This window comes from Halorubrum ezzemoulense DSM 17463 (genome assembly GCF_002114285.1).
Classification (GTDB): Archaea; Halobacteriota; Halobacteria; order Halobacteriales; family Haloferacaceae; genus Halorubrum; species Halorubrum ezzemoulense.
This window is the reverse complement of record NZ_NEDJ01000058.1, coordinates 1-20405: the sequence shown is the minus strand read 5'-3', so window position 1 is coordinate 20405 and position 20405 is coordinate 1. Positions and strand designations below refer to the sequence as shown.

At 67.8% G+C, this 20405-nt stretch carries 21 protein-coding genes and 1 rRNA gene; 10 read left to right on the top strand and 12 right to left on the bottom strand.

Features of this window, described 5'->3' with window-relative positions:
- A 16S ribosomal RNA gene (locus B9H04_RS13845) occupies positions 1 to 69 on the bottom strand; the annotation flags it as partial.
- A gap of 522 nt (positions 70 to 591) precedes the next feature.
- Positions 592 to 921 carry a non-histone chromosomal MC1 family protein gene (locus B9H04_RS13840; protein WP_049931936.1) on the bottom strand — a complete coding sequence of 110 codons (330 nt, stop codon included), beginning with the start codon at positions 919 to 921 and terminating at the stop codon, positions 592 to 594.
- A gap of 343 nt (positions 922 to 1264) precedes the next feature.
- On the opposite strand from B9H04_RS13840, the gene B9H04_RS13835 reads away from it, so the two are divergent.
- Both B9H04_RS13835 and B9H04_RS13830 read left to right on the top strand, forming a co-directional pair.
- Entirely contained in the window at positions 1265 to 1468 is a 204-nt protein-coding gene (locus B9H04_RS13835; protein ID WP_049931938.1) for a hypothetical protein, read from the top strand.
- Between the two features lie 100 nt (positions 1469 to 1568).
- Positions 1569 to 2624 (top strand): quinone-dependent dihydroorotate dehydrogenase, encoded by a 1056-nt coding sequence (locus tag B9H04_RS13830; protein WP_049931940.1) that lies wholly within the window; start codon positions 1569 to 1571, stop codon positions 2622 to 2624.
- Between the two features lie 30 nt (positions 2625 to 2654).
- Here the strand turns inward: B9H04_RS13830 and B9H04_RS13825 are convergent, their stop codons facing one another.
- Both B9H04_RS13825 and B9H04_RS13820 read right to left on the bottom strand, forming a co-directional pair.
- Positions 2655 to 5330 (bottom strand): valine--tRNA ligase, encoded by a 2676-nt coding sequence (locus tag B9H04_RS13825; protein ID WP_085682797.1) that lies wholly within the window; start codon positions 5328 to 5330, stop codon positions 2655 to 2657.
- A gap of 72 nt (positions 5331 to 5402) precedes the next feature.
- On the bottom strand, positions 5403 to 5657 hold the full coding sequence (locus B9H04_RS13820) for a hypothetical protein (RefSeq protein ID WP_049931944.1): 255 nt from the start codon (positions 5655 to 5657) through the stop codon (positions 5403 to 5405).
- A gap of 363 nt (positions 5658 to 6020) precedes the next feature.
- Here B9H04_RS13820 and B9H04_RS13815 point away from each other — a divergent pair, with 363 nt between their 5' ends.
- Positions 6021 to 6263 (top strand): ferredoxin, encoded by a 243-nt coding sequence (locus B9H04_RS13815; RefSeq protein ID WP_049931946.1) that lies wholly within the window; start codon positions 6021 to 6023, stop codon positions 6261 to 6263.
- A gap of 223 nt (positions 6264 to 6486) precedes the next feature.
- Here B9H04_RS13815 and hemB read toward each other — a convergent pair whose 3' ends face one another.
- Genes hemB through B9H04_RS13805 form a run of 3 tightly spaced genes read right to left on the bottom strand, consistent with a single transcriptional unit; the run spans position 6487 to position 8580 of the window.
- On the bottom strand, positions 6487 to 7467 hold the full coding sequence (gene hemB / locus B9H04_RS13810; protein ID WP_085682796.1) for a porphobilinogen synthase: 981 nt from the start codon (positions 7465 to 7467) through the stop codon (positions 6487 to 6489).
- 47 nt (positions 7468 to 7514) lie between these two features.
- A complete protein-coding gene (locus B9H04_RS18815) occupies positions 7515 to 7679 on the bottom strand; it encodes a DUF6757 family protein (protein WP_167373086.1) in 165 nt (54 codons plus the stop codon).
- Positions 7680 to 7704: 25 nt separating this feature from the next.
- On the bottom strand, positions 7705 to 8580 hold the full coding sequence (locus B9H04_RS13805) for a PHP domain-containing protein (protein ID WP_049931950.1): 876 nt from the start codon (positions 8578 to 8580) through the stop codon (positions 7705 to 7707).
- A gap of 167 nt (positions 8581 to 8747) precedes the next feature.
- On the opposite strand from B9H04_RS13805, the gene B9H04_RS13800 reads away from it, so the two are divergent.
- Positions 8748 to 9032 carry a DUF5789 family protein gene (locus tag B9H04_RS13800; RefSeq protein WP_085682795.1) on the top strand — a complete coding sequence of 95 codons (285 nt, stop codon included), beginning with the start codon at positions 8748 to 8750 and terminating at the stop codon, positions 9030 to 9032.
- Between the two features lie 106 nt (positions 9033 to 9138).
- On the opposite strand, the gene B9H04_RS13795 is transcribed toward B9H04_RS13800, so the two are convergent.
- Positions 9139 to 10188 carry a DUF5784 family protein gene (locus B9H04_RS13795; RefSeq protein ID WP_085682794.1) on the bottom strand — a complete coding sequence of 350 codons (1050 nt, stop codon included), beginning with the start codon at positions 10186 to 10188 and terminating at the stop codon, positions 9139 to 9141.
- 125 nt (positions 10189 to 10313) lie between these two features.
- On the opposite strand from B9H04_RS13795, the gene B9H04_RS18810 reads away from it, so the two are divergent.
- Positions 10314 to 10481 (top strand): DUF5786 family protein, encoded by a 168-nt coding sequence (locus tag B9H04_RS18810; protein WP_004599209.1) that lies wholly within the window; start codon positions 10314 to 10316, stop codon positions 10479 to 10481.
- A gap of 114 nt (positions 10482 to 10595) precedes the next feature.
- Here the strand turns inward: B9H04_RS18810 and B9H04_RS13790 are convergent, their stop codons facing one another.
- Both B9H04_RS13790 and B9H04_RS13785 read right to left on the bottom strand, forming a co-directional pair.
- Complete coding sequence (locus tag B9H04_RS13790; RefSeq protein WP_049932142.1) at positions 10596 to 11264, bottom strand: DUF7530 family protein; 669 nt, start codon at positions 11262 to 11264, stop codon at positions 10596 to 10598.
- Complete coding sequence (locus tag B9H04_RS13785; protein ID WP_049931954.1) at positions 11261 to 12205, bottom strand: NAD(P)H-binding protein; 945 nt, start codon at positions 12203 to 12205, stop codon at positions 11261 to 11263. Before B9H04_RS13785 ends, B9H04_RS13790 begins: the two co-directional genes overlap by 4 nt.
- 132 nt (positions 12206 to 12337) lie before the next feature.
- Here B9H04_RS13785 and B9H04_RS13780 point away from each other — a divergent pair, with 132 nt between their 5' ends.
- The 4 genes from B9H04_RS13780 to B9H04_RS13765 all read left to right on the top strand — a co-directional run bounded on the left by B9H04_RS13780 (position 12338) and on the right by B9H04_RS13765 (position 15106).
- Positions 12338 to 13273: an MBL fold metallo-hydrolase gene (locus B9H04_RS13780; RefSeq protein ID WP_049931955.1), complete on the top strand. Its 936-nt coding sequence runs from the start codon at positions 12338 to 12340 to the stop codon at positions 13271 to 13273.
- A gap of 90 nt (positions 13274 to 13363) precedes the next feature.
- Positions 13364 to 13969, top strand: coding sequence for a PspA-associated protein PspAB (pspAB, locus tag B9H04_RS13775; protein ID WP_049931956.1), 606 nt, complete (start codon positions 13364 to 13366; stop codon positions 13967 to 13969).
- A gap of 7 nt (positions 13970 to 13976) precedes the next feature.
- The gene (locus B9H04_RS13770) at positions 13977 to 14477 is read left to right on the top strand and encodes a hypothetical protein (protein WP_049931958.1); all 501 of its coding nucleotides are present in this window, start codon (positions 13977 to 13979) and stop codon (positions 14475 to 14477) included.
- The gene (locus B9H04_RS13765) at positions 14474 to 15106 is read left to right on the top strand and encodes an IMPACT family protein (protein WP_085682793.1); all 633 of its coding nucleotides are present in this window, start codon (positions 14474 to 14476) and stop codon (positions 15104 to 15106) included. The genes B9H04_RS13770 and B9H04_RS13765 overlap by 4 nt, the downstream gene beginning before the upstream one ends.
- Before the next feature lie 33 nt (positions 15107 to 15139).
- Here the strand turns inward: B9H04_RS13765 and B9H04_RS13760 are convergent, their stop codons facing one another.
- Positions 15140 to 16879, bottom strand: a complete 1740-nt coding sequence (locus B9H04_RS13760) for a DNA-directed DNA polymerase II small subunit (protein WP_049931961.1) — start codon at positions 16877 to 16879, stop codon at positions 15140 to 15142.
- A gap of 129 nt (positions 16880 to 17008) precedes the next feature.
- Here B9H04_RS13760 and B9H04_RS13755 point away from each other — a divergent pair, with 129 nt between their 5' ends.
- On the top strand, positions 17009 to 18031 hold the full coding sequence (locus B9H04_RS13755) for a S26 family signal peptidase (RefSeq protein WP_049931962.1): 1023 nt from the start codon (positions 17009 to 17011) through the stop codon (positions 18029 to 18031).
- A gap of 52 nt (positions 18032 to 18083) precedes the next feature.
- Here B9H04_RS13755 and B9H04_RS13750 read toward each other — a convergent pair whose 3' ends face one another.
- Positions 18084 to 19826, bottom strand: coding sequence for a Cdc6/Cdc18 family protein (locus tag B9H04_RS13750; protein WP_049931964.1), 1743 nt, complete (start codon positions 19824 to 19826; stop codon positions 18084 to 18086).
- Positions 19827 to 20405: the final 579 nt, after the last annotated feature.

Below are 20405 nucleotides of genomic sequence, written 5' to 3'. Positions count from 1 at the left end.
GAACTCGTGCGACTAGCATGGCTAAATCGGATCCCAATAGCAATGGCCTCCGGCAGGATCAACCGGAATGAGTATCCTTCAGGCCTGATTCCCGGCCTGAAGGGGGTGTTGGCGGGTGTCAACTTCGTTTGAGACGAAGGTTGACACACCATTGCATTGGTCTGTGTGGTGTCCGGCCCATCCAGCGGCTTGGATGACACCGAACGACCACGGCTCACATCAGATCGCCGCTTACGCCGGAGCGCAGGGGGCGCGATCCTCATCCTTCGCGGACCTGAACGTACCGGGCGACGGGTCATAAACCCATCGAAACGGTACGGGTCCAGCGAAACCGGGTCGAGTTGAACGGCCCGAGTCCGCGTTGCGTTCTTCGCATTTCTTCGAATGCCCGGGGTATACTTAATCCCGTCGAACCAACTCCACTACGTCATGCGGTTTCATGGCGTAAAACAGTGATAACTGACCGGATCGAATCGATGTGCGGCAGCGTCTATCCGAGACGAGTTCTCTGTGCCGGTGTAGTGATCAAGCCCGGACTGTTCCGGTCGAGCAGTACCGAAAACGAGAGATCGGAACCGGAGCGTCCGGGAGCTACTCCTCGTCGAGGTACTCGATGCCCTGCTTCGAGACGTTAGCCTTAGTGATGTCGTTGAGGTCGTTGAGCCAGAAGTCGTCGTCCGCCTCGTCGACCTCGGGGGCGTTGTCCTTCCACGCCCAGCCCTCGTACTCGTGGACTTTCTGCGTCCCCTTTTCACGGAGACGGAGCGTCGTTCGTTGCGCCTCCTCCTCCGAAGGCGCCGGCTCGAGCGTTCGAGCCGCCTTGAGTGCCGCCTGACGCGGCATGTTCCCCGAGAACTCACTCGGTTCCGATCCGTCTTCCTCTCGAAGGGCAAAGTTTCGCTTACCGTCTTCACGTACCATGGTTTTGCCTCCATGTGACACCAGCACACAGTGTGTAATAAATATATCGGGGAAATGAAAGCTGTGCGGCACAACATTTATATACTGTCTCGGCCGCTGCTAGCGGTTTGGAACGCCGACGAGACGAGTTGACCGACCCGCGGAGGATTTCAGGCGGACGGCGAGCGCGAGACGGTGTTCACACGAACAGTCGGAGGGGAGTTGCCAGTCGGTCGACTAGCCGGGGAGTCGATCGGCCAAGGGAGCCGACGACGCACCCGCGCGGTTGGCTCGTCGGGCATACGAATACGCGTAAACAACACTTATGTGTCTGCTATGGCGAAGTGCGACAAGTACACCCGCGATGGTCCGCAAAAAGAAGCTCAGCCCCAGTGGCGCCAAGGACGACGAGGGGGAGTACCACAACGTCCACGTGAACCTTCACGAGGACGAACTCGCCGTCGCCGGCATGGAAATCGGCGACGAGGTGTTCGTCCGAGTCCGCGACGGGAAGATAATCATCCAGAAGGCGGACGCGAACCCGGAGCAGCTCGAACACGACTTCTGACGCGGACCCGCGGGATTTTCGTCGGCAAGGACGCCGCCGAGCGGTCGCGACGCGGACTGCGGTCGGCGGATTGATTGTCGCTCGTGACGAGACACGCACGATGGGCGCGTATGACCTGTTGAAGCCAGCACTGTTCCGGCTGCCGCCGGAGACCGCACACGGACTGATCCACGGACTCCTCGGCGGCGTTCAGGGGACTCCGGTTTCCGCCGCGCTCGCCGAGCGGTACGTGGTCGGCGACGAGCGGCTCGCGGTCGACGCGTTCGGGTCGAAATTCCCGAATCCAGTGGGTGTCGCCGCCGGTTTCGACAAGAACGCACACGTGCCGCGAGCGCTGTCGTCCCTCGGGTTCGGTCACGTCGAAGTCGGCGGCGTCACCGCCGAGCGGCAGCCCGGGAACCCCCGTCCGCGGCTGTTTCGCTTGCGCGAGGACGAGGCGCTCGTCAATCGGATGGGGTTCAACAACGAGGGCGCTGACGTGGTCGGCGAGCGGCTCGATCGCGACCCGCTCCCGGACGTGCCGGTCGGGATCAACATCGGGAAGTCGAAGTCGACACCGCTCGAGGACGCCCCGGACGATTACCTGTACACGTACGAGCGCGTCGCGGACGCGGGCGACTACTTCGTCGTCAACGTCTCCAGTCCCAACACGCCGGGACTCCGCGAGCTCCAGAACCGCGACGCGCTGGAGCGGATCCTCGGGACGCTGGACGATGCGGGCGCAGACCCCCTCCTCGTGAAACTCTCCCCGGATCTTCCGGAGCCAGCGGTCGAAGACGCGCTCGGGGTCGTCGACGACCTCGATCTGGACGGCGTCATCGCGACCAACACGACGACATCGCGGCCGGACTCAGTGCGGAGTCACAACCGAGCGGAACGCGGCGGCCTCTCGGGGAAGCCGATCGAATCGCTCGCGACGGATCGGGTGCGGTTCGTCGCCGAGCGCACGGACGTGCCGGTGATCGGTGTCGGGGGGATCTCAGACGCCGCGGGCGCCTACGAGAAGATACGGGCCGGCGCCTCGCTCGTCCAGCTGTACACGGGGCTCGTCTACGAGGGGCCGAGCCTCGCGCGCGACATCAACGAGGGACTGCTCGAACTGCTCGAACGCGACGAGTTCGACTCGATCGAGGACGCGGTCGGCGCGGACCTGTGAGCGGGTCGAGAGGCGGAAGGGGAGGGCGGGCTACGCTTCGTTACGCACGATGACGACGACGTCGTCGGCCTGAAGCAGCTCGCCCTCTCCCTGGTACTGCCGCTCTTCTTCGACCGCGAACTCGTCGTCGACCAGCGTGACGCTCGCGACGTGAAGTTCGTCGCCGTCGATCTTGTACTCCCCCTGCGCGAGAGCGGCCTCGATGTCCCCGACCTGATCGCCGTACTTCGGGCCGATGGTGGCGTAGTCGAGGTCGATGCCCGTGATCACCGTCTCGACGGGCGCGTCGCCGTCGGGGTGGACCGCGAGGTCGTCGACGTGCATCACGCCGGTGATGTCGTCCTCGACGCCCCGCACGTCGGCGTACACCTCCACCGCGTCGAGCGCGGCGGTGAGAGGGAGCTGATTCTCGCTTTTGTACTTCCGGAGCGCGCCGACGACGGCGGTGGCGGCGGTCCCGGCGTCGCGGTCGGCCTCGATTCCGAGCGGCTCGGGCCAGTCGGCGAGGTGGATCGAGTCGCTCGTACCGTCGGCGAGCGAGACCCCTTCGGGTGTGGCCCCGTCGACCGCGTCGGCGTACCTGTCGTGCCACAGCTCCTCGGTAACGTGCGCAAGGAGCGGGGCGAACAGCTTCAGGAACCGTCGGTGCGCGGTGCGGAGGGTGTATGCCGCCGCGTCGTCCTCGCGCTGTTTCGCGATCTCGAGGTAATCGTCACAGAACGTGTTCCAGAAGAAGCTCCGGAGCTCGTCGCGGGCCTTCGAGAACGCGCGGTCGTCGAGGAGCTCGGTGAGCCGCTCGACCTCGGCGTCGAGCTCGGCGAGGAGCCAGCGGTCGAGCTCGCGGAGGCCTCCCTCGGGCTCGGCCGGGAACGGCTCCGGCGCGAGCGACTCGACGAGCTTCGAGGCGTTCCACAGCTTCCGGATCAGCTTTTCGCCCGCGCGGAGGTCCTTCTCCTTGAACGGGAAGTCGTCGCCGACGGCGGTGCCGGCCGCCCAGTAGCGCGTGGCGTCCACGGGGAACTCCTCGAGGACCGCCTCGGGCTCGACGACGTTGCCGACGGACTTCGACATCTTCTCGCGGTTCTCGTCGAGGACGTGGCCGTTGATCATCGTCTCCTCGAACGGGACCTCGCCGGTGTGCTCGTAGCACTTGACGAGGGTGTGGAACAGCCAGAAGCTGATGATGTCGTGGCCCTGCGGTCGGAGGTCGAACCGGTACAGCTCCGGGCGCTCCATCGTGAACTCCTCGGCCTCGTCGTCCCAGTCCCAGCCGGCGTTGACGAGGGGCGTGAGGCTGGAGGTGGCCCACGTGTCGAGCACGTCGTCCTCCGGCTGGAAGGCGTCGTGCCCGCACTCGGGGCACGCGTCGACGGGCGGGTCGTCCGACAGGGGGTCGACCGGGAGGTCGGCCTTCTCGGCGATGACCTCCTCGCCGCAGCCCTCGCAGTACCACACCGGGAACGGGATTCCGGATGACCGCTGACGGGAGATGAGCCAGTCCCATTGGAGCCCCTCGACCCAGTGTTCGTACCGGGTGAACATCTTCTCGGGCGACCAGTCCATCTCGCGACCGATCTCGAGGTACTCGTCCGTCTTGTCGAGCATCTCGATGTACCACTGCTCGGTGACGAGGAACTCGACGCTCGTCCCGCAGCGCTCGTGGACGTTGACCGTGTGGGTGATGTCGCGGCGGTCGAGCAGCGCGCCCGCCTCGTCGAGGTCTTCGACGATCGCTTCGCCCGCCTCGTCGGCGTGGAGCCCTTCGTACTCCCCGGCGCGGTCGGTCATGTGGCCGGACTCGTCGATGGCGACCCGGAGGTCGAGGTCGTGGACCTGGTACCACTCGATGTCGTTCTGGTCGCCGAACGTACAGCACATCACGATGCCGGAGCCGGTCTCCATGTCGACGCGCTCGTCGGCGATGATCGGCACCTCGTGGCCGAACAGCGGGACCTCCGCGGACTCGCCGACGAGGTCCTGGTTCTCGTCGTCGTCCGGGTGGACGAAGACGGCGACGCACGCGGGGAGGAGTTCGGGCCGCGTCGTCGAGATAACGAACTCGTCGGCGACCTCGTCGTTCCCGTCGCGTCCGGCGACGGGGAACGCGATGTCGTTGAAGTGGCTGGCCTGCTCGTCGTCCTCGGTCTCGACCTGCGAGATGGCGGTCTCGCACTCGGGACACCAGATCGCGGGGGCCTTCTCGCGGTACTCCCGGCCCTGCTCGTACAGGTCGACGAACGACAGCTGCGAGACGCGCTGGACGCGGGGTTCGATCGTCTGGTACGTGTGGTTCCAGTCGACCGACACGCCGAGCGATTGGACATTCTCGGTGAACTGCTCCTCGTAGTCGGCGCAGACCTCCCGGCACTTCGCTTGGAACTCGCGCCGCTCGAAGTCCTGATGCCGGATGTCGAGCTCGTCCTCCGTGAGCCGCTCGGAGGCGATGCCGTTGTCGTCGTAACCGAACGGGAAGAACGTCTCCCCACCGTTCATCCGCTCGAAGCGCGCGACGACGTCCTGGAGGGTGAACCCGTACAGGTGGCCCATGTGGAGGCTGCCCGATACCGTCGGCGGGGGCGTGTCGATAGAGAAGACGGTGTTCGGGTCGACCGGGTCGTCGTCGGAATAGGCGTACGTCTCCTCGTCGACCCATCGCCGCTGCCAGCGCGGCTCGACGGCGTCGGGGTCGTACTCACCACTGGGCATTTCGGTCACACGTTCCGCCGGTTCCCCCTTAACGGGCTCGGTTGTGCGGGACATCGGCGCACGCCGAGCGCTTCAGACCGTGTCGTCGAGGTCGTGGTCGGCCGCCATCTTCGACGCCTCCGTCGCGAACCGCTCGACCTCGTCCGCGGGCGTCTCCCCTAACGCGGTCTCGTCGACCTCGCGGCCGGCGGTGATCCCGCCACCGGTGACGAGCCGCTGTTCGGCCAGCTCCTTCGTGTGTATCCGCTTGCCGTCCTCAGTGGCGTAGGTGAGCCGCACGAGCCCCTTCGAGTCGAACTGCCGGTCAACGAGCCAGACCGTGGTCATACGCGGCAATCGGTGCCTGCGACGCTTAAGAAGGGCGGTCGGCCGTTGGAAACCGAGGGGGGAGGTCGGTGTCGGAGATGGGTTGCGGTGACGCGTGCCGACGAACAGCCGTCAGGACGTGTGCCGACGAACAGCCGTCAGGCTGTGAGTCGCGCGCGTGAGGTCGCCGGCGCTGCGCGCCGGCTGCCGGAGCATCTTCGATTCTTGCTGGAGTCGGGAGCGAAGCGAGCGACGAGGTCGGGGCTTCGGAGGTAGTTACCGAGGATTGACCGTCGAATCCGAGTCAGTCATCGAATCAGAACCAACCGGAGCCCTACACGTCTCGTCGTCACCGCTTTGTATCGGCTCGCCGAACAGGTGAGCATGTACGTCGAGTTCGACCGCGACACCTGCGTCGGGATGTACCAGTGCGTCGCCGAGTGGGACGCCTTCGAGAAGGACCTGAATGACGGAAAGGCCGACTTAGCGGGGAGTACCGAGGAGGACGAGGACCTGTTCGTCGTCGAGGTGCCCGACGGCGAGGAGCTCGACGCGAAGTTCGCGGCGCGCTCGTGCCCGGTCGACGCCATCGAGGTGTACGACGACGACGGCGAGCAGGTGGTGTGAGCAGTTCCGGTCGCTCGATCGGTTGCGTATAAACAACAGCCGGTGTCTCGATCTGAGCGAACACCGCCGAAGCCCCGCCCCGCGGCCTCACGCCTCCCCGGCCTCGTCGGCCTCCTTTCGCGACTCCATCGCACGCGCTCCTCGCGGCCGCCAGTGGCGACCGCTCGGAGGCGCGCGCCGAGGTGGATAGTCGGGAAACGCGTCGACTCCTGCCCGAGTCTATTTATAACTGATCGGCTACGTCCTCGGCGAAGTACGTGATGATGAGGTCCGCGCCCGCGCGCTTGAGCGCCGTGAGCGACTCCAGCGCGGTCGCCTCCAGGTCGAGCCACCCCTTCTCCGCGGCGGCGTGGAGCATCGCGTACTCGCCGGAGACGTTGTACGCCGCGATGGGACGGTCGAACTCTCGCCGGAGGTCGCCGACGATGTCAAGGTAGGGCAGGCCGGGTTTCACCATCAGCACGTCGGCGCCCTGCTCGGCGTCGAGGCGGGCCTCTCGGAGCGCCTCGCGGCGGTTCGCGGGGTCCATCTGGTAGTGGCGTCGGTCACCGAACGCGGGGGCGCCGTCGGCCGCGTCGCGGAAGGGGCCGTAGAAGGCGGACTCGTACTTCGCCGCGTAGCTCAGGATGGCCACCTCCTCGTGACCCGCCGCGTCGAGCGCCTCGCGGATCGCTTTTACCTGCCCGTCGGTCATCGCGGAGGGAGCGACCACGTCGGCGCCCGCGTCGGCCTGCGAGACTGCGGTGCGCGCCAGCAGGTCCAGCGTCTCGTCGTTCTTGACGGTGAGCGTCGGATCCGACTCGGCGCTCTCCTCGATCACGCCGCAGTGTCCGTGCTCGGTGTATTCACAGAGGCAGACATCGCCGATGACGGTGACATCGGTCTCGGCGGAAATCCGGCGGATCGCGCGCTGGACGACGCCGTCGTCCGCGTACGCCCGGCTCCCGGACGCGTCCTTCGACTCGGGGACGCCGAAGAGGATGACGGCCTCGACGCCGGTGTCGCTGACCTCGGCGACCCGGTCGACCGCCTCGTCGACCGGCACGCGCCCGTGGCCGGGCATCGTCTCGATCGGGACGCGCCCGTCGGTCGTGGCGTCGACGAAGACGGGGGCGACGAGGTCCGACGCGGAGAGGTCGGTCTCGGCGACGAGCGGGCGAACGCCGTCGGTCCGGAGGCGGCGGGGCCGGTCCGTGAGGTCCATACCGGTTGTTCGGGTCCCGCCGACTTTTAGCGTTCGTCTCCGGCCGATTACTCGGAGGACTCGACGTCGATCCGGTCGCGGAGCTCCGCGAGCTCGTCCGACTCGGCGAGCTCCTCGACGCGCTGTTTGAAGTGGGACTCGCAGAGGCCGACGACCACGCCGCCCTGCTCCGCCTCGTACGTGGCCTCCCGGTCGCAGTAGTGACACCGCATACCCGGCCCTCGGTCCGGCGCGGGCTTAATCCTGTTCGTCGGGCGTCGCCGCGGCGGCGGAGTCGCCCGTCGCGGACCCGTCTGTCGGGACCGCCTCGGGGAGCCGATCGCGGACGGGCTCGAACGCCGACGCCGTCAAGCCCGCGACGCCGAGCGTCCGCTCGTGCGCGTCCGTCCCGCCCGTTCTGAGCAGGTCGGCCTCGGCGGCGAGGCGGTCGATCCGCGAGTCGTCGACGGCGCGACCGTAGGGGTAGAAGCGCTCGACCGCGTCGATCGCGGCCGACTCGCGGGCGACGTCGAGCGCCTCGTCGACGCGCTCGTACCGGAACGGGTGAGCGAGGCCGACGAGCGCGCAGGCGTCGTCGAGGAGGTCGAGCCCCTCGTCGAGCGGCGTCACGTCGCGCGCGACGTAACACGGACCGTCGTTCCCGATCAGCTCGTCGAACGCCCCGGCGTAGTCGTAGGGGGCCTCCGACTCGTCGATCGCCCGCGCGATGTGTGGTCGTCCCAGCCCGGCGCGGGGCTCGATGTCGAGGTCGACGCCCAGCTGCTCCTCAACCGCGTCGAGGATGGCGGCGCCGCGCTCTCGGCGGTCGCGCTGGAGACGGTCGATCTCAGCGTCGAGCGCGCCGGTGTGTTCGACGCCGTAGCCGAGAAGGTCGAGCCGCCCGAACCCGGCGTCGACGCGGAGTTCGATCCCGCGGACGATCCGGACGCCGTCGCGCACGACGACCGGCGCGTCTATCTCGGGGTGAACGCTGTCGTGGTCGGTGACGGCGACCCAGTCGACGCCGGCCTCGCGGGCGGCCGCGGGGACTTCGTCGAGCGTCATCGTGCCGTCCGAGAGGGTCGTGTGGGCGTGGAGGTCGGCGACGACGCGGTCGTCAGAGGCGGCGGGCATACCGGCGAGTAGTCGGGCGCGCCACTAAGCGACGGCGGTTCGAGGGGACCGATCGGACCGGGCCGTCGAACCGGAGCAGGCCCGATATAAGGCAATATAAGGTATCCCCTCCGACTAAGGTTGTACATGGACAATGATTAAGGACTGCTGGCGGCTCCCTACTGTTGATGCGCTTGAACGGCGTCGACGACCGACTCGAACGGCACCAGTACCCGACCACCTCTGAGGAGATCATCGCGGCTCACGGAAACGCGACCGTAGAGCTCGCGAACGGGTCCGAGCGGCTCGGCGACGTCTTGGAGCGGTTCGGCGAGCAGACGTTCGAAGACGCGGAGGACGTGTTCACCACGCTCCGGGCCGGCGTCTGTCACCGCGGCGTCGGTCGCCGGTTCTACTCGGACCGCGACCCGACCACCGACGCGGAGGACGGGCCCTCGCCCGTCTCGTTCTGAGGCGGCGAACCGCGCGGGATCCACGCACGTTTTTTTGGAACTCGATCGCGAAGCGTCGCCGATCCGCTGCGAGGGAGAGAACTCGGCTCGGCGGAACCCCGCGAGGCTACGAGACGCCGTCGACGACCCCGGAGAGGTCGGGCGGGACCGACCCCTTCCGATAGCCCTCGATCGACCCGTCCGGCTCGGCGCGGTAGACGACCGCGGGCTTGTGACGGACCGCGGGTTCGGCCTCACGCACGGCGGCCCACTCGTCGGCGGGAAACGACGAGCAGTCGACGAACAGCGTGACGCCGCCGGCGTGGGCCGCGAGCTGTCCGCTGGTCTTCGTCTCGGCGGTGTCGCGGACGGCGGCGACCGGATCGTTCGCGGACCGCCCCGCGGTCGGCTGCGGGCGCGTGACCTCGACGAGGTGACCGGTCCCGGTGTCGGGCTCCGTCGCGCGGAAGTCGAGCGAGTGTCCCGTCGTCACCTCGATCTCCGGGGTGACCTCGTACCCCGCGTCCGCGAGGATCCGGGCCGCGGTGAACTCGGCGATGGCCGCGCTCATCCGGACGAGGTCCCGCGAGGCGGAGGTACCGAGCTTCCCGGCCATCGTCTCGCGGTAGTCGTCGAGCACCCCAGGTCGGAGGGTCTCCTCGACGAACCCCGTCCCGGCGTCGCGGGTCGCGTCCGGGAACCCGGCCGCGTGGTCGCGGAAGAACGCCCGGCTCGTCTCCGCGCCGTCCTTCGAGCAGAACACGGGGAGAAAGAACCACGAGACGTGGGGGTACTCCGCCAGCCACGGCTCGTCGTCGTGGAGGCCGGCGAGCAGCTCCCGCTGTGCCCACCGGGAAACGGGATACGGCGCCTCGTCGAACCCGTACTTGTCCGTCCGCCAGAGCTCGCTCGGCGTCTCCGTGTTGCCCAGCCAGTACCCGACGGGACCGCCCTCGGCGCCGGCCGGCGGGTCGGCGTCGTCGTCGGTCCAGCAGAACAGCGCGAAGGAGTCGTCGTCCATGTCGAACCGCCGCGCCTCGTAGTCGGGCGGCGGCGCGAACCACGGGTCGCCGGCGGTCGACCCGAGGTTCTCGTCGAGGGGACGGCCGAGCTGCGACCGGACCCGATCCGCGGTCCACCGGCCGGGCGAGCGCCTGAATCGGAGGGGTTGGGCCACGGGCGTTTGGTATCACGTCGCGGGGTTAATCGATTCCGGTGGACGTGGCCGAACCTTCATTATCTATGATACGTTTACCGACAGGTATATTACAGGAAACGGCCAAGTGTAGTCGTACCATGTCAATGGGTGCCTATGACGAGGCCGAACACGAGCGTCGCGAGAAGAAGACCAGCGAAGTCGACGCCGACTTCGACGCGGAGCGGCCCGAGTACTCCGGTTCCCTGACCTACGACTCGGGCGACTCCACGGAGGCACTCCTCGACAAGTTCGAAGAGCTTCAGGGGAAGTGACGCGGCCGCGGCGACGCCGCGCCTTTTAATTCCGTTCTCGAACGCCGATAGCGGTCGCGCTCTCGATACCGGCCGTGTTATTGTACCGGACTCGCTGCCGATAGCGACCGCGTCTCACGTGAGCAGGATCGCCGCGCCGCAGACGAGCGCGACCGCGATGACGTGCCCCACCACCGCGCCGAGCAGCACGGGCTCGGAGAGTAAGAACGGGACGAGCGCGAGCTGAACGAGCGAGAAGCCGATGTTCTCGGCGTCGAGCCGGCGGACGGTCGCCCGCTCCTCGGACGGGAGGTCGACGTGGACGGCGCGCCACAGGGCGACGACCGCGCTCCACCACGAGGTCCCGATGCGGTACGTCAGGTCCCAAAGGACGAGCAGCGTGAGGTAGACGACGGGAATCGGCGGGTCCGCGCCGAACAGGCGGTTGATGAGGGTCCCGTCCCACGCGAACAGGTACGTCACCAGCGCGATGAACGCCAGCACGCCCAACACGATCTCGATGCTCGACCCGAACAGCAGCCGCTTGTGTTCCGGAGGGGTTCCGAGCAGGCGGTTCTTCGCGCCCAAGCGGTGCATCTCGACGCTGCCGACCGCGGCGACGACGACGGCGACCGTCCCGGCGGCCACGGCGTTCCAGACCCCGTAGTACCACCCGAGCGCCACCACGCCCACCTCGAAGATCACGAACTGGAGCGCGACCGCCAGCGTCCGGGAGATCCCGAGCCCGGGGATGCCGCCGACGAGGCTCTCGTACACCCACGTCTCTCCGTACTCGCGGCTCACGGGCGGATCCCCCGGAGCGTCGTCAGCCACGGGCGCTGCGCGTTCGGCGAGTCGGTCAGCGCCCGGGCGACCGCGAGTTCGAACGACGTGCGTTCGATCGGGACGAGGTCCCGGATCCGATCGTCTTCGACGATCACGGTGTTCCGGAGCCCCTCGACGAGCGACCGCGCGAGGTACGGGTTCACGTCGGTGACGAGCCGGAGCCAACGGGCGGACAGGCCCGGGCTCAACACCGGGACCCGCACGATGCGAAGCCCACCGCCGAGCTGTCGCCTGGTCCGGCGGAGGATCTCCGCGTAGGTCAACACCTCCGGCCCGCCGATCTCGAGCGTTTCGCCGGCGGTCTCGGGCGCGGCGAGGACGCCGGCGAGGTACGCGACCACGTCGGCGACCGCGATCGGCTGGCACAGCGTGTCTACCCACTTCGGGGTGACCATCACCGGAAGCCGCCGCGCGAGCCCCGCGATCACCTCGAAGCTGGCGCTGCCGGCGCCGATGATGATCGCGGCCCGGAGGGCCGTGAGCGCCGGGTCGCCTTCCGCGAGGATCCGCTCGACCTCGCGTCGGGATCGGAGGTGTTCGGAGAGGTCCTCGCGGTCCTCACCGAGCCCGCCGAGGTAGACGATCCGTTCGATCCCCGCGGCCGAGGCCGCCGCCGCGAAGTTGGTCGCGCAGTTACGGTCCCGCTCCTCGTATCCCGGGCCGCCGTCCATCGAGTGGACGAGGTAGTACGCGGCGTCGACCGTCTCGCCGTCGATCTCGAACGCCGGGGGGAGCGTGTCCGGTTCCAAGAGGTCCCCCTCGACCACGGAGACCCCCTCGGGCGCCGCGTAGCCGTCGGCGTCGCGGACGAGCGCGACCACGTCGTGGCCGCGCGAGAGGAGCGTCGGGACGAGGCGGCTCCCGACGAACCCGGTCGCACCGGTGACGAGCACTCGCATACCGTCCCCTCGGGCGGCGCGACCATAAGCCCCGTCCCGCGCGATCGCCGCCGACCCGTGAGACCCGGCGCTGAGCGTCGCGGTCGGCCTGCGGACCGATCGCTAGAAGTGCCCCCGGGTCCCTCGTCCGGTATGCGCGCAGGCGAGTTCGAACCGGTCCGGGGCGTCGAGGACCTGTACGTCCACGACACCGGGATGTTCGCTACCGACGAGTACGGCGCCGTCTACGTGTACGACGCCGAGCGACCGATCGTGATAGACACCGGGACGGGGGCGAACCGAGAGGCCCTCTTCGAGAGCATCGAGGCGATCGGCATCGACCGCGACGAGCTCGCGTGGATCCTCCCGACCCACGCCCACCTCGACCACGCCGGCGGGGCGGGATACCTCGCCGAGCGCTACCCGAACGCGGAGGTCCGTGTGCCCGAGGAGGGAGTCAGACACCTCGTCGACCCCGAGGCGCTCGTCGCGGGAACCAAGTCGGCGGTCGAGGGGCAGTGGACGTACTACGCGGAGCCGGAGCCCGTCCCGGAAGACCGGATCGCGGGCGTCGCCGACGGAGACCGGATCGATCTGGGCGACCGCGAGCTGATCGCCCACGATGCGCCCGGGCACGCTCCCCACCACGCGGTCTACCACGAGCCGGAGGCGGGCGTGGTCTTCACCGCCGACGCCGCCGGGATCTACGTCCCAGAGGTCGACGACGTGGTGCCGACGACCCCGCCGCCGCAGTTCGACCTAGAGCAGTGCCTCGAGGACCTCCGGCTGATCGAGCGGCTCGACCCCGACACGGTCTGCTTCGGACACTTCGGACCCCGGAGCTACGAGTCGACGCTGATCGGTGAGGCGAAGCGGGCGTACGTCGAGTGGGTGGAGGCGGTCCGGCAGAAGCGCGCGGAGCTCGACGACGACAACGCGGTGGTCGAACACTTCGAGGCGGCGAGTCGCAACGTCGACTACTGGACTCGCGAGCGAGCGCGGGCGAACACGGGGCTGAACGTTAGAGGAGTGTTGACGTATCTTGACCACGTCGACGAGATTCCGGCGGCGGACGTCGGCGAGGAGTAGTCGAAGGCGTCGGCGAGGAGTAATCGAGGGGCCAGCGACGGCGGACCCGAGAGAAACGCCCTAAACCCCGCCGCACGTAGCGGGGAGCAGATGGGTATCTTCGACACGATCCGGGCCGTGCTCGGGACCAGCGCCGAGACCGACGCGACCCGCGAGGCGGACCCCGAGGACCTCTTCGGGATGTCGACCGCGTATCTGACGATGCAGGCGGACCTCGGGTACGACCACTGCGGCGAGGCCGCGCTGTGTTTCTCCGGCATGGACAGCACTCGCTTCGACGACGCAGTCGAGAGCGTCGAGTCGATCCTAGAGGCCGGCGAGATCGACACCGGCACCGGCTTCCACCGGTACGAGGACGACCACGGGTACCAGTGGTTCGTCCTCGAGGACGACGACCCCGAGGACCTCGTCACGAGCGTCCACTTCGCGGCCGACCAGTTCATCGAGGAGGGGTTCGGGTCGCGGCTGCTCGCGGCCGTGTTCGGCTTCGAGAACGACGACGGCCCGGCCTACTGGATCTACTCGTTCCGGCGCGGCGCGTACTACCCGTTCGCGCCGCGGGGGACGAACGACCGGAGCCAGCAGGTCGAGTTCAAGCTCCAGTCGGTCCTCGACGGCGAGCTCGGCTTAGAAGACGACGAGTCGTACTGGTACCCGCTGTGGCCGGACGCGCGCGGGAACCACCCGTGGGAGTGAGGACTCGATGAGCGCTGACACCGCGCTAGGCGGGGCGGACCCGAGTCGAGATGAGGGGGCCGCCGGCCGCGACACCCCGAGAAAACGCCTCCTCCGGTGGGTCGCCGTCCAGGCCGCGGTCGTCGCCGCGGCGGTCCACCTCCTATGGGCGTGGCCGCGGCTCGGCTCGCCCCCGGACGCCCGCCCGTACTTGTTCGTCGCCGGGAGCGCGCTCGCGGTGGCCGTCGCGGTCGCGACGCTGCGGGCCGGCGAGTACCGCCGACTGTACGCGCTCGGCGCGGGAACGCTCGGAACGTTCCTCGGCGGGTTCCTCGCGTGGCACGGGACGGGCGCGGCCGCGGCGCTGGCGGCGGAGCCGCTCGCGGTCGTCGCGGTGATCGTCGAAGTCGTCGGATTCGCCGCCTACCTCGCGCTGTTCCGGCTCGCGCCGCCGACGAGCGTGGTCGTCGAGCGTCGCGAGGCGGACGGAGCCGAAGGAGAGCCGGAGGCCGACGAGGGGACGCCGTGACCGACGCGTACCGGACCGTCGCCGAGCGCGCGACGGCGCGGTTCGAGGTCCAGGGGTCGGAGTTCCTCGGCCACGTCGCGCCGGTCGACACGGCCGACGCGGCGGAGTCGTTCGTCGAGGCAGTCCGAGACGAGTACGCCGACGCGACCCACAACGTGCCCGCGTACCGGGTTCCCGCGGGCGAGCCGTCCGAGCGCGCTCGGGGGTCGGAACCGATGCTCAGGGAGTACTCGTCAGACGACGGGGAGCCGACCGGCTCCGCCGGGAAACCGGCCCTGAACGTCCTCCAGCAGCGCGAGATCCGGAACGTCGCCGCGGTGGTGACGCGCTACTACGGCGGGACGAACCTCGGAGTCGGGGGGCTCGCGCGCGCTTACTCGCGCGCCGTGAAGGAGGGTGTCGACGCGGCGGGAGTGACCGAGGAGCGCCCGCACCGAAGTCTGGTCGTCGAGACCGAGTACGACGACTCGGGGACGGTCCGGGGGGTGATCGAGTCGTCCGGCGTCGAGTTCGACGCCGACTACGGCGAGCGGGTTCGGTTCGACCTCCGAGTGCCCGTCACGCAGGTCGACGCGCTCCGCGAGCGGCTCAACGACGCGACGAGCGGGCGGGTAGAGATCGGTCGATAGCGGTCGAGAGGGGCTCGTTCGTTCCGGGCCGGCTCAGGAGAACTTCCGGACCGTCATGTCGAGCGTGTCGAGGTCGAGGATCGGCGCGTAGCCGGCGTCGGGGTCGATGTTGACTGACTTCTGGAAGTCGGTCTGGGCCTGCCAGCAGCCGGAGTTGACCGCGAGGACGTTGTGATACTTTCCCCAACCGAGCTTGTGGACGTGGCCGGTGTGGAACACGTCGGGGACATCCTCGATGACGAGGTAGTCGCGCTCCTCCGGCGCGACGCGGGTGTGCCCGCCGAACTGCGGCGCGACGTGACGCTTCTTCAGCAGCTGGTACATCGCCTTGTGCGGCTCGTCGTAGCTCGCCTTCTCTTCCGGAAGCTCCGCGATCACCTCGTCGAGCGAGACGCCGTGGTACATCAGCACCTCGACGCCTTCGACGGAGACCGTCGCCGGGTTCGAGACGATCCGCGCGTCGTGGACGTCCATGATCGCGCGGATCTCGTCGTTGAACCCGGGCTGCGGCTCCGCGAGCCGGACCGCGTCGTGGTTGCCCGGGATCATCACGATCTCGGTGTCCGCCGGTACCTCCTTGAGGTGTTCCGCGAAGGCCTCGTACTGCTCGTAGATGTCGACGATATCCAGCTCCTCGTCCTGGTCCGGGTAGACGCCGACGCCCTCGACCATGTCGCCCGCGAGCAGGATGTACTCGACGGGGTCGGCCTCGGGCGTGTGGAGCCAGTCCGCGAAGCTGTGCCACGCGTCGGCCATGAATTCGTCGCTGCCGACGTGGACATCGGAGATCAGCGCGGCCTGGACGTGACGGTCGGCGCCGCCAGGGTTGTGCGTCCGGGGGACGTCCGGGAAGTGGAGCGAGTCCGCGAAGAGGATCCCGGCGTCGTCGGCGAGCGTCCCCTCGACCGCGACGCACTCGTCCAACAGGATTTCGTCGACGACGTCCGCGAGCCCCTTGTCCTTCATCACGAGGGCGGGGAACGTCCCGGTGGTGTCCTCCAGTTCGACCAGCCAGTGGCCCGACTTCGTGGAGCGCACGTCGTTGACGAGGCCGATCATCGCGGCGTCGCCACCGCCGGGCATGTTCGCGATCGCTTCGGCCGGTCGGTGGTTGACGCGGCCGCGGAGGACCTTCGAGAGCCGCTCGTAGCGGTCGCGGAACGTCGTGACGAAGTCGCTGTACTCGCCGGTTCCCGTGCTGCGGCCGGTCATGTCGTTGCCGACCTCCAGATCGCGCAGGTCGAGATCACGTGAGGTATCGGCGGCGGTCGCGGAGTCGACAGTCGGTGAATCGGCAGTCGCGGGGTCGGCAGTCGGTGAATCGGTAGTCGCGGGGTCGGCAGTCGGTGAATCGGCAGTCGCGGGGTCGGCAGTCGGTGGATCGGCGGTCCCGGGGTCGACGGTTGGGGCGTCGGCCGTCGCGGGGTCGCTAGCGGCCCCCGTATCGACATCCATAGCCGAAGCGCCGTCGGTCGTCACTGGGTCGGCGACGGTCTCGGTCGCGCCGGGTTCGGTGGCTGATGACCCCTTCGTTTCGACTGGAGATTGTCCGGTTTCGTCCGGGGGAGCGGCCGATTTATCGGTGTGGTCGATCGCTTCGCGGACGTGGTCGGCGGTGATCCGAAGCGCCTCGTCCGGGGCGCGGTCGACGGTGGCCGCGATCGCCGCGGTCGGGTCCGTCGCGCCCGCGAGTAAGGTGACCGCCTCGCGTTCGGCGTTGTAGCCGCGCTCGGCGAGGGCTTTCGCGATCCGGGCGTTCGACTCCAGCGGCACGACACTCGAAAGGGGGGTCACGGGCAAAACCGTTCCGGAGGCGTCGGCTGGAGTCGGAGCCGGAGTCAGGAGGTAGGGGAACTCCCGAGACCCGGAAGCTTATGAGCGAAACCCCCCAAACGCGTCGTAATGGATAAAGGGGATCGGCCGACAGACGGCGACGAGTCGGCCGATCGAGACGAGCGGAACCGAAGCGAATCGGCAACGGCTCACGACGGAGGAGGCGGCGTTTCTGACGAGTTAGAAGACGAAGCGTCCGACGGAGCGGGCGGCGACGCACCTGACACTGAGCCCGAGGCCGGCTCTCGGCCTGAGGCCGAGCAGTCGGGCGAACCCGATCGCGCCGACGCTCACGACAGTGCGTCTCACGGCGCCGACTCTCACGACGAGGCCCCTCGTGACGGCGAGGATATCGCTACCAAGGCGGGCCTCGGATCGACAAGATCGTCGGACAGCGACCCGGACGAGTCGTTCCTGTATCGGTTCCGTCACGACCGGGAGGGCGCGCTGATGTGGATCCGCGAGATGCTGTCGAGCGTCGCCGTCGTCCTTCTGGTCGGGCTGCTGCTGTTCGGCGTGAGCGGCGTGTGGCCGCCCATGGTCGCGGTCGAGTCGGGGAGCATGGAGCCGAACATGCAGGTCGGCGACCTCGTGTTCGTCACTGAGCCGGGACGCTTGGCGCCGGACGCGGCCGAGAACGGCGTCGGTGTCGTCACGCACGAGGTTGGTCAGGAGGTCGACTACCGGACGTTCGGATCCTACGGCTCCGTGATGATATACACGCCCCCGGGTCGGACCGGATCGCCCATCATCCACCGGGCTAGGTTCCACGTGACCGAGGGAGAGAACTGGTACGACCGCGCCGACGATCGGTATCACAACGCCGTCGACTGCGAGTCGCTCGCCAACTGCCCGGCGCCGCACGACGGCTACATCACGCTGGGGGACAACAACGGGGCCTACGACCAGGCCAGCGGACTCTCGCCGCCCGTCAGAGCGGAGTGGGTGAACGGGGTGGCGCGGGTCCGAGTCCCGTATCTCGGCTACATCCGGCTGGTCGCGACGGGGCAGGTAGAGCTGAACGAGGCGATAGCGCGGACGGTCGGAAGTAGCCTCTCTCCGGCGTCGTCGGGTTTCTCGGCCGCGGGGTAACTGCGGACGCGACGCGCCGACGTCAGACGTGTCAGAGGCGGCGCGGTCGGCGTCAGTTGTCGAACCGCGCCTGAACGAACGGCTGCGCGTTTTCGATGTCGCCGAGCCGAGAGTCGGACAGGAGGACCGCCTCGGTCTCCTCGACCGGCACGGAGAGACCCATCTCTTTCGTTCGCCCGTAGCGGCCCTTGGAGACGACGACGGCGTTGACGATCCCCAGCATGTCGAGTTCGCTGATGAGGTCGGTGACGCGCCGCTGGGTCAGCACGTCGGCGTCGATCTCCTCGCAGAGCCGCTTGTAGATGTTGAACACCTCGCCGGTGTTGATGTTGTGAACGCCGTTCTTCTCCAAGAGGATCACGGCGAATAAGACGATCTTGCTCTGTGTCGGGAGGGTGCGGACGACCTCGACAACGCGGTCGAGTTCGATCTTGTCCTGCGCCTGCCGGACGTGCTTCTCCGCGACGATCTCGGCCTGCGAGCGCTCGGCGAGTTCGCCCGCGGTGCGGAGGAGGTCGAGCGCCCGGCGCGCGTCGCCGTGTTCCTGCGCGGCGAAGGCGGCGCAGAGGGGGATCACGTCGTCGGTGAGCGCGTCGGGCTTGAACGCCGTGTCGGCGCGGTGCTGGAGGATGTCGCGGAGCTGGTTAGCGTCGTACGGCGGGAAAACGATCTCCTCCTCGCCGAGGCTCGACTTGACGCGGGGGTCGAGGAAGTCGGTGAACTTGAGATCGTTCGAGATCCCCATGATGGAGATGCGCGAGCGGTTGAGCTCGGAGTTCATCCGCGAGAGGTTATAGAGCGTGTCGTCGCCGCTCTTCTCGACGAGCTTGTCAATTTCGTCGAGCATGATCACGACCACGCGCTCGTGGTAGTCGACCGCCTCGAAGAACGTCGAGTAGACGCGGTCGGTCGGCCACCCCGTCATCGGGACCTCCTCCATCTCGTCGGCGTCGTCCTCCAGCGTCTCGATGCGGTCGTCGAGGTCCTCGATCGAGTCGAACTCGGTGTCGGCGAGGGCGGCGGCCGCGTCGCGGCCGGCCGTCTCGTCGGCGTCCGTCGCGTCCGCGCGGAGGCCTTCGAGTCGCTCCAGCTGATCGGCGATCACCGCTTGGTTCTCCTCGATGAACGTGTTCGCGAGCTGGGCGAGGACGCGGTACTGGGTGTCGGTCACCTCGCAGTTGATGTACTCGACCTCGCAGGGTACGTCGTACTTCTGCGAGGTGGACTCGAGCTCCTGCGAGACGAACTTCGCCGAGGCGGTCTTCCCGGTTCCCGTCTTCCCGTAGATGAGGATGTTCGAAGGGGTCTCGCCGCGGAGCGCGGAGACGAGGATCGTCGCCATCCGGTTGATTTGGTCGTTCCGATGCGGGAGTTCGTGCGGGGTGTACGAGGGCCGGAGAACCTCCTTGTTCTCGAAGATCGGCTCGCCGGAGAGGAGGTCGTCGAACAGGCCCTGATTGTCGTCGTCGTCGAGGACGACGCCGTCGAAGTCGACGTCGGGCGACGATCGGTCGCGACTGCCGTTGTCGATCTCCGCGGTTTCGGGTCCGGCGTCCGTTACCGGGTCGGGTACGGAGCGGGATCCCGAGTCGCGGTCGGAGTCCTCACTGGAGTCGGCGTCACGGTCGGGGTCGTCACCGAAGTCGGAACCGGTCTCGGGCGGGCCATCGGAGTTCAGATCAGCGATATCGGACGCGGAGCCGTCGCTACGGTCCGAGTCGTCGTCGACCGAGTCATCGTCGTCGGTCTGATCAGTGCCGTCGTCAGCCCGCGGTGTGTGATCGCCTTCGTCCATGTGAACCCCTCCGTTTCAGGTGGAGACGACCAAGAGAACCGATTCTCACGCCGTCTCCGGTCGGAAATACGCATTCGCGGTCGAATATGACATCGACCGCGTCCACTTGATACAGTCGAACCAGATGAAGAGACGGTACAAAAGTGTTCCTCTCTGGAGTTGAAACGTCCCCATTAGTCCAGCGAGCAGGTGGAGACAGACCCCGTCCGAACCGAACGAATCGCCGGGCAGACTGGTCGAGAAAATGAGGTGATCCCAGCGACAGACGGGAAAGATCCACGACGTTTGACGAGATATCGCCGAACGGGTCGTCTCATCGGCGGATCAGTCGGTCCACATTCGACCTAATGAGTGGGAGTCGCCGTGAAGGAACCAATCATCCGGCTGGGAGTTCCGTTGGTCGTTCCCGATCTCTCGGTTGTGGGCGCGGTCTGGAGTGCCAACTGATTGTTCTCTTCGAATGGACCCCCCCACCCCTTCGTTTCGTGTGGAACAGCGATCAGGGGTGGGGAGGGGGTCGAAGAGCTCTATGTAACAGAGATAGATTTAATATCCATAGCGTAAAACAGTACCCTCGAC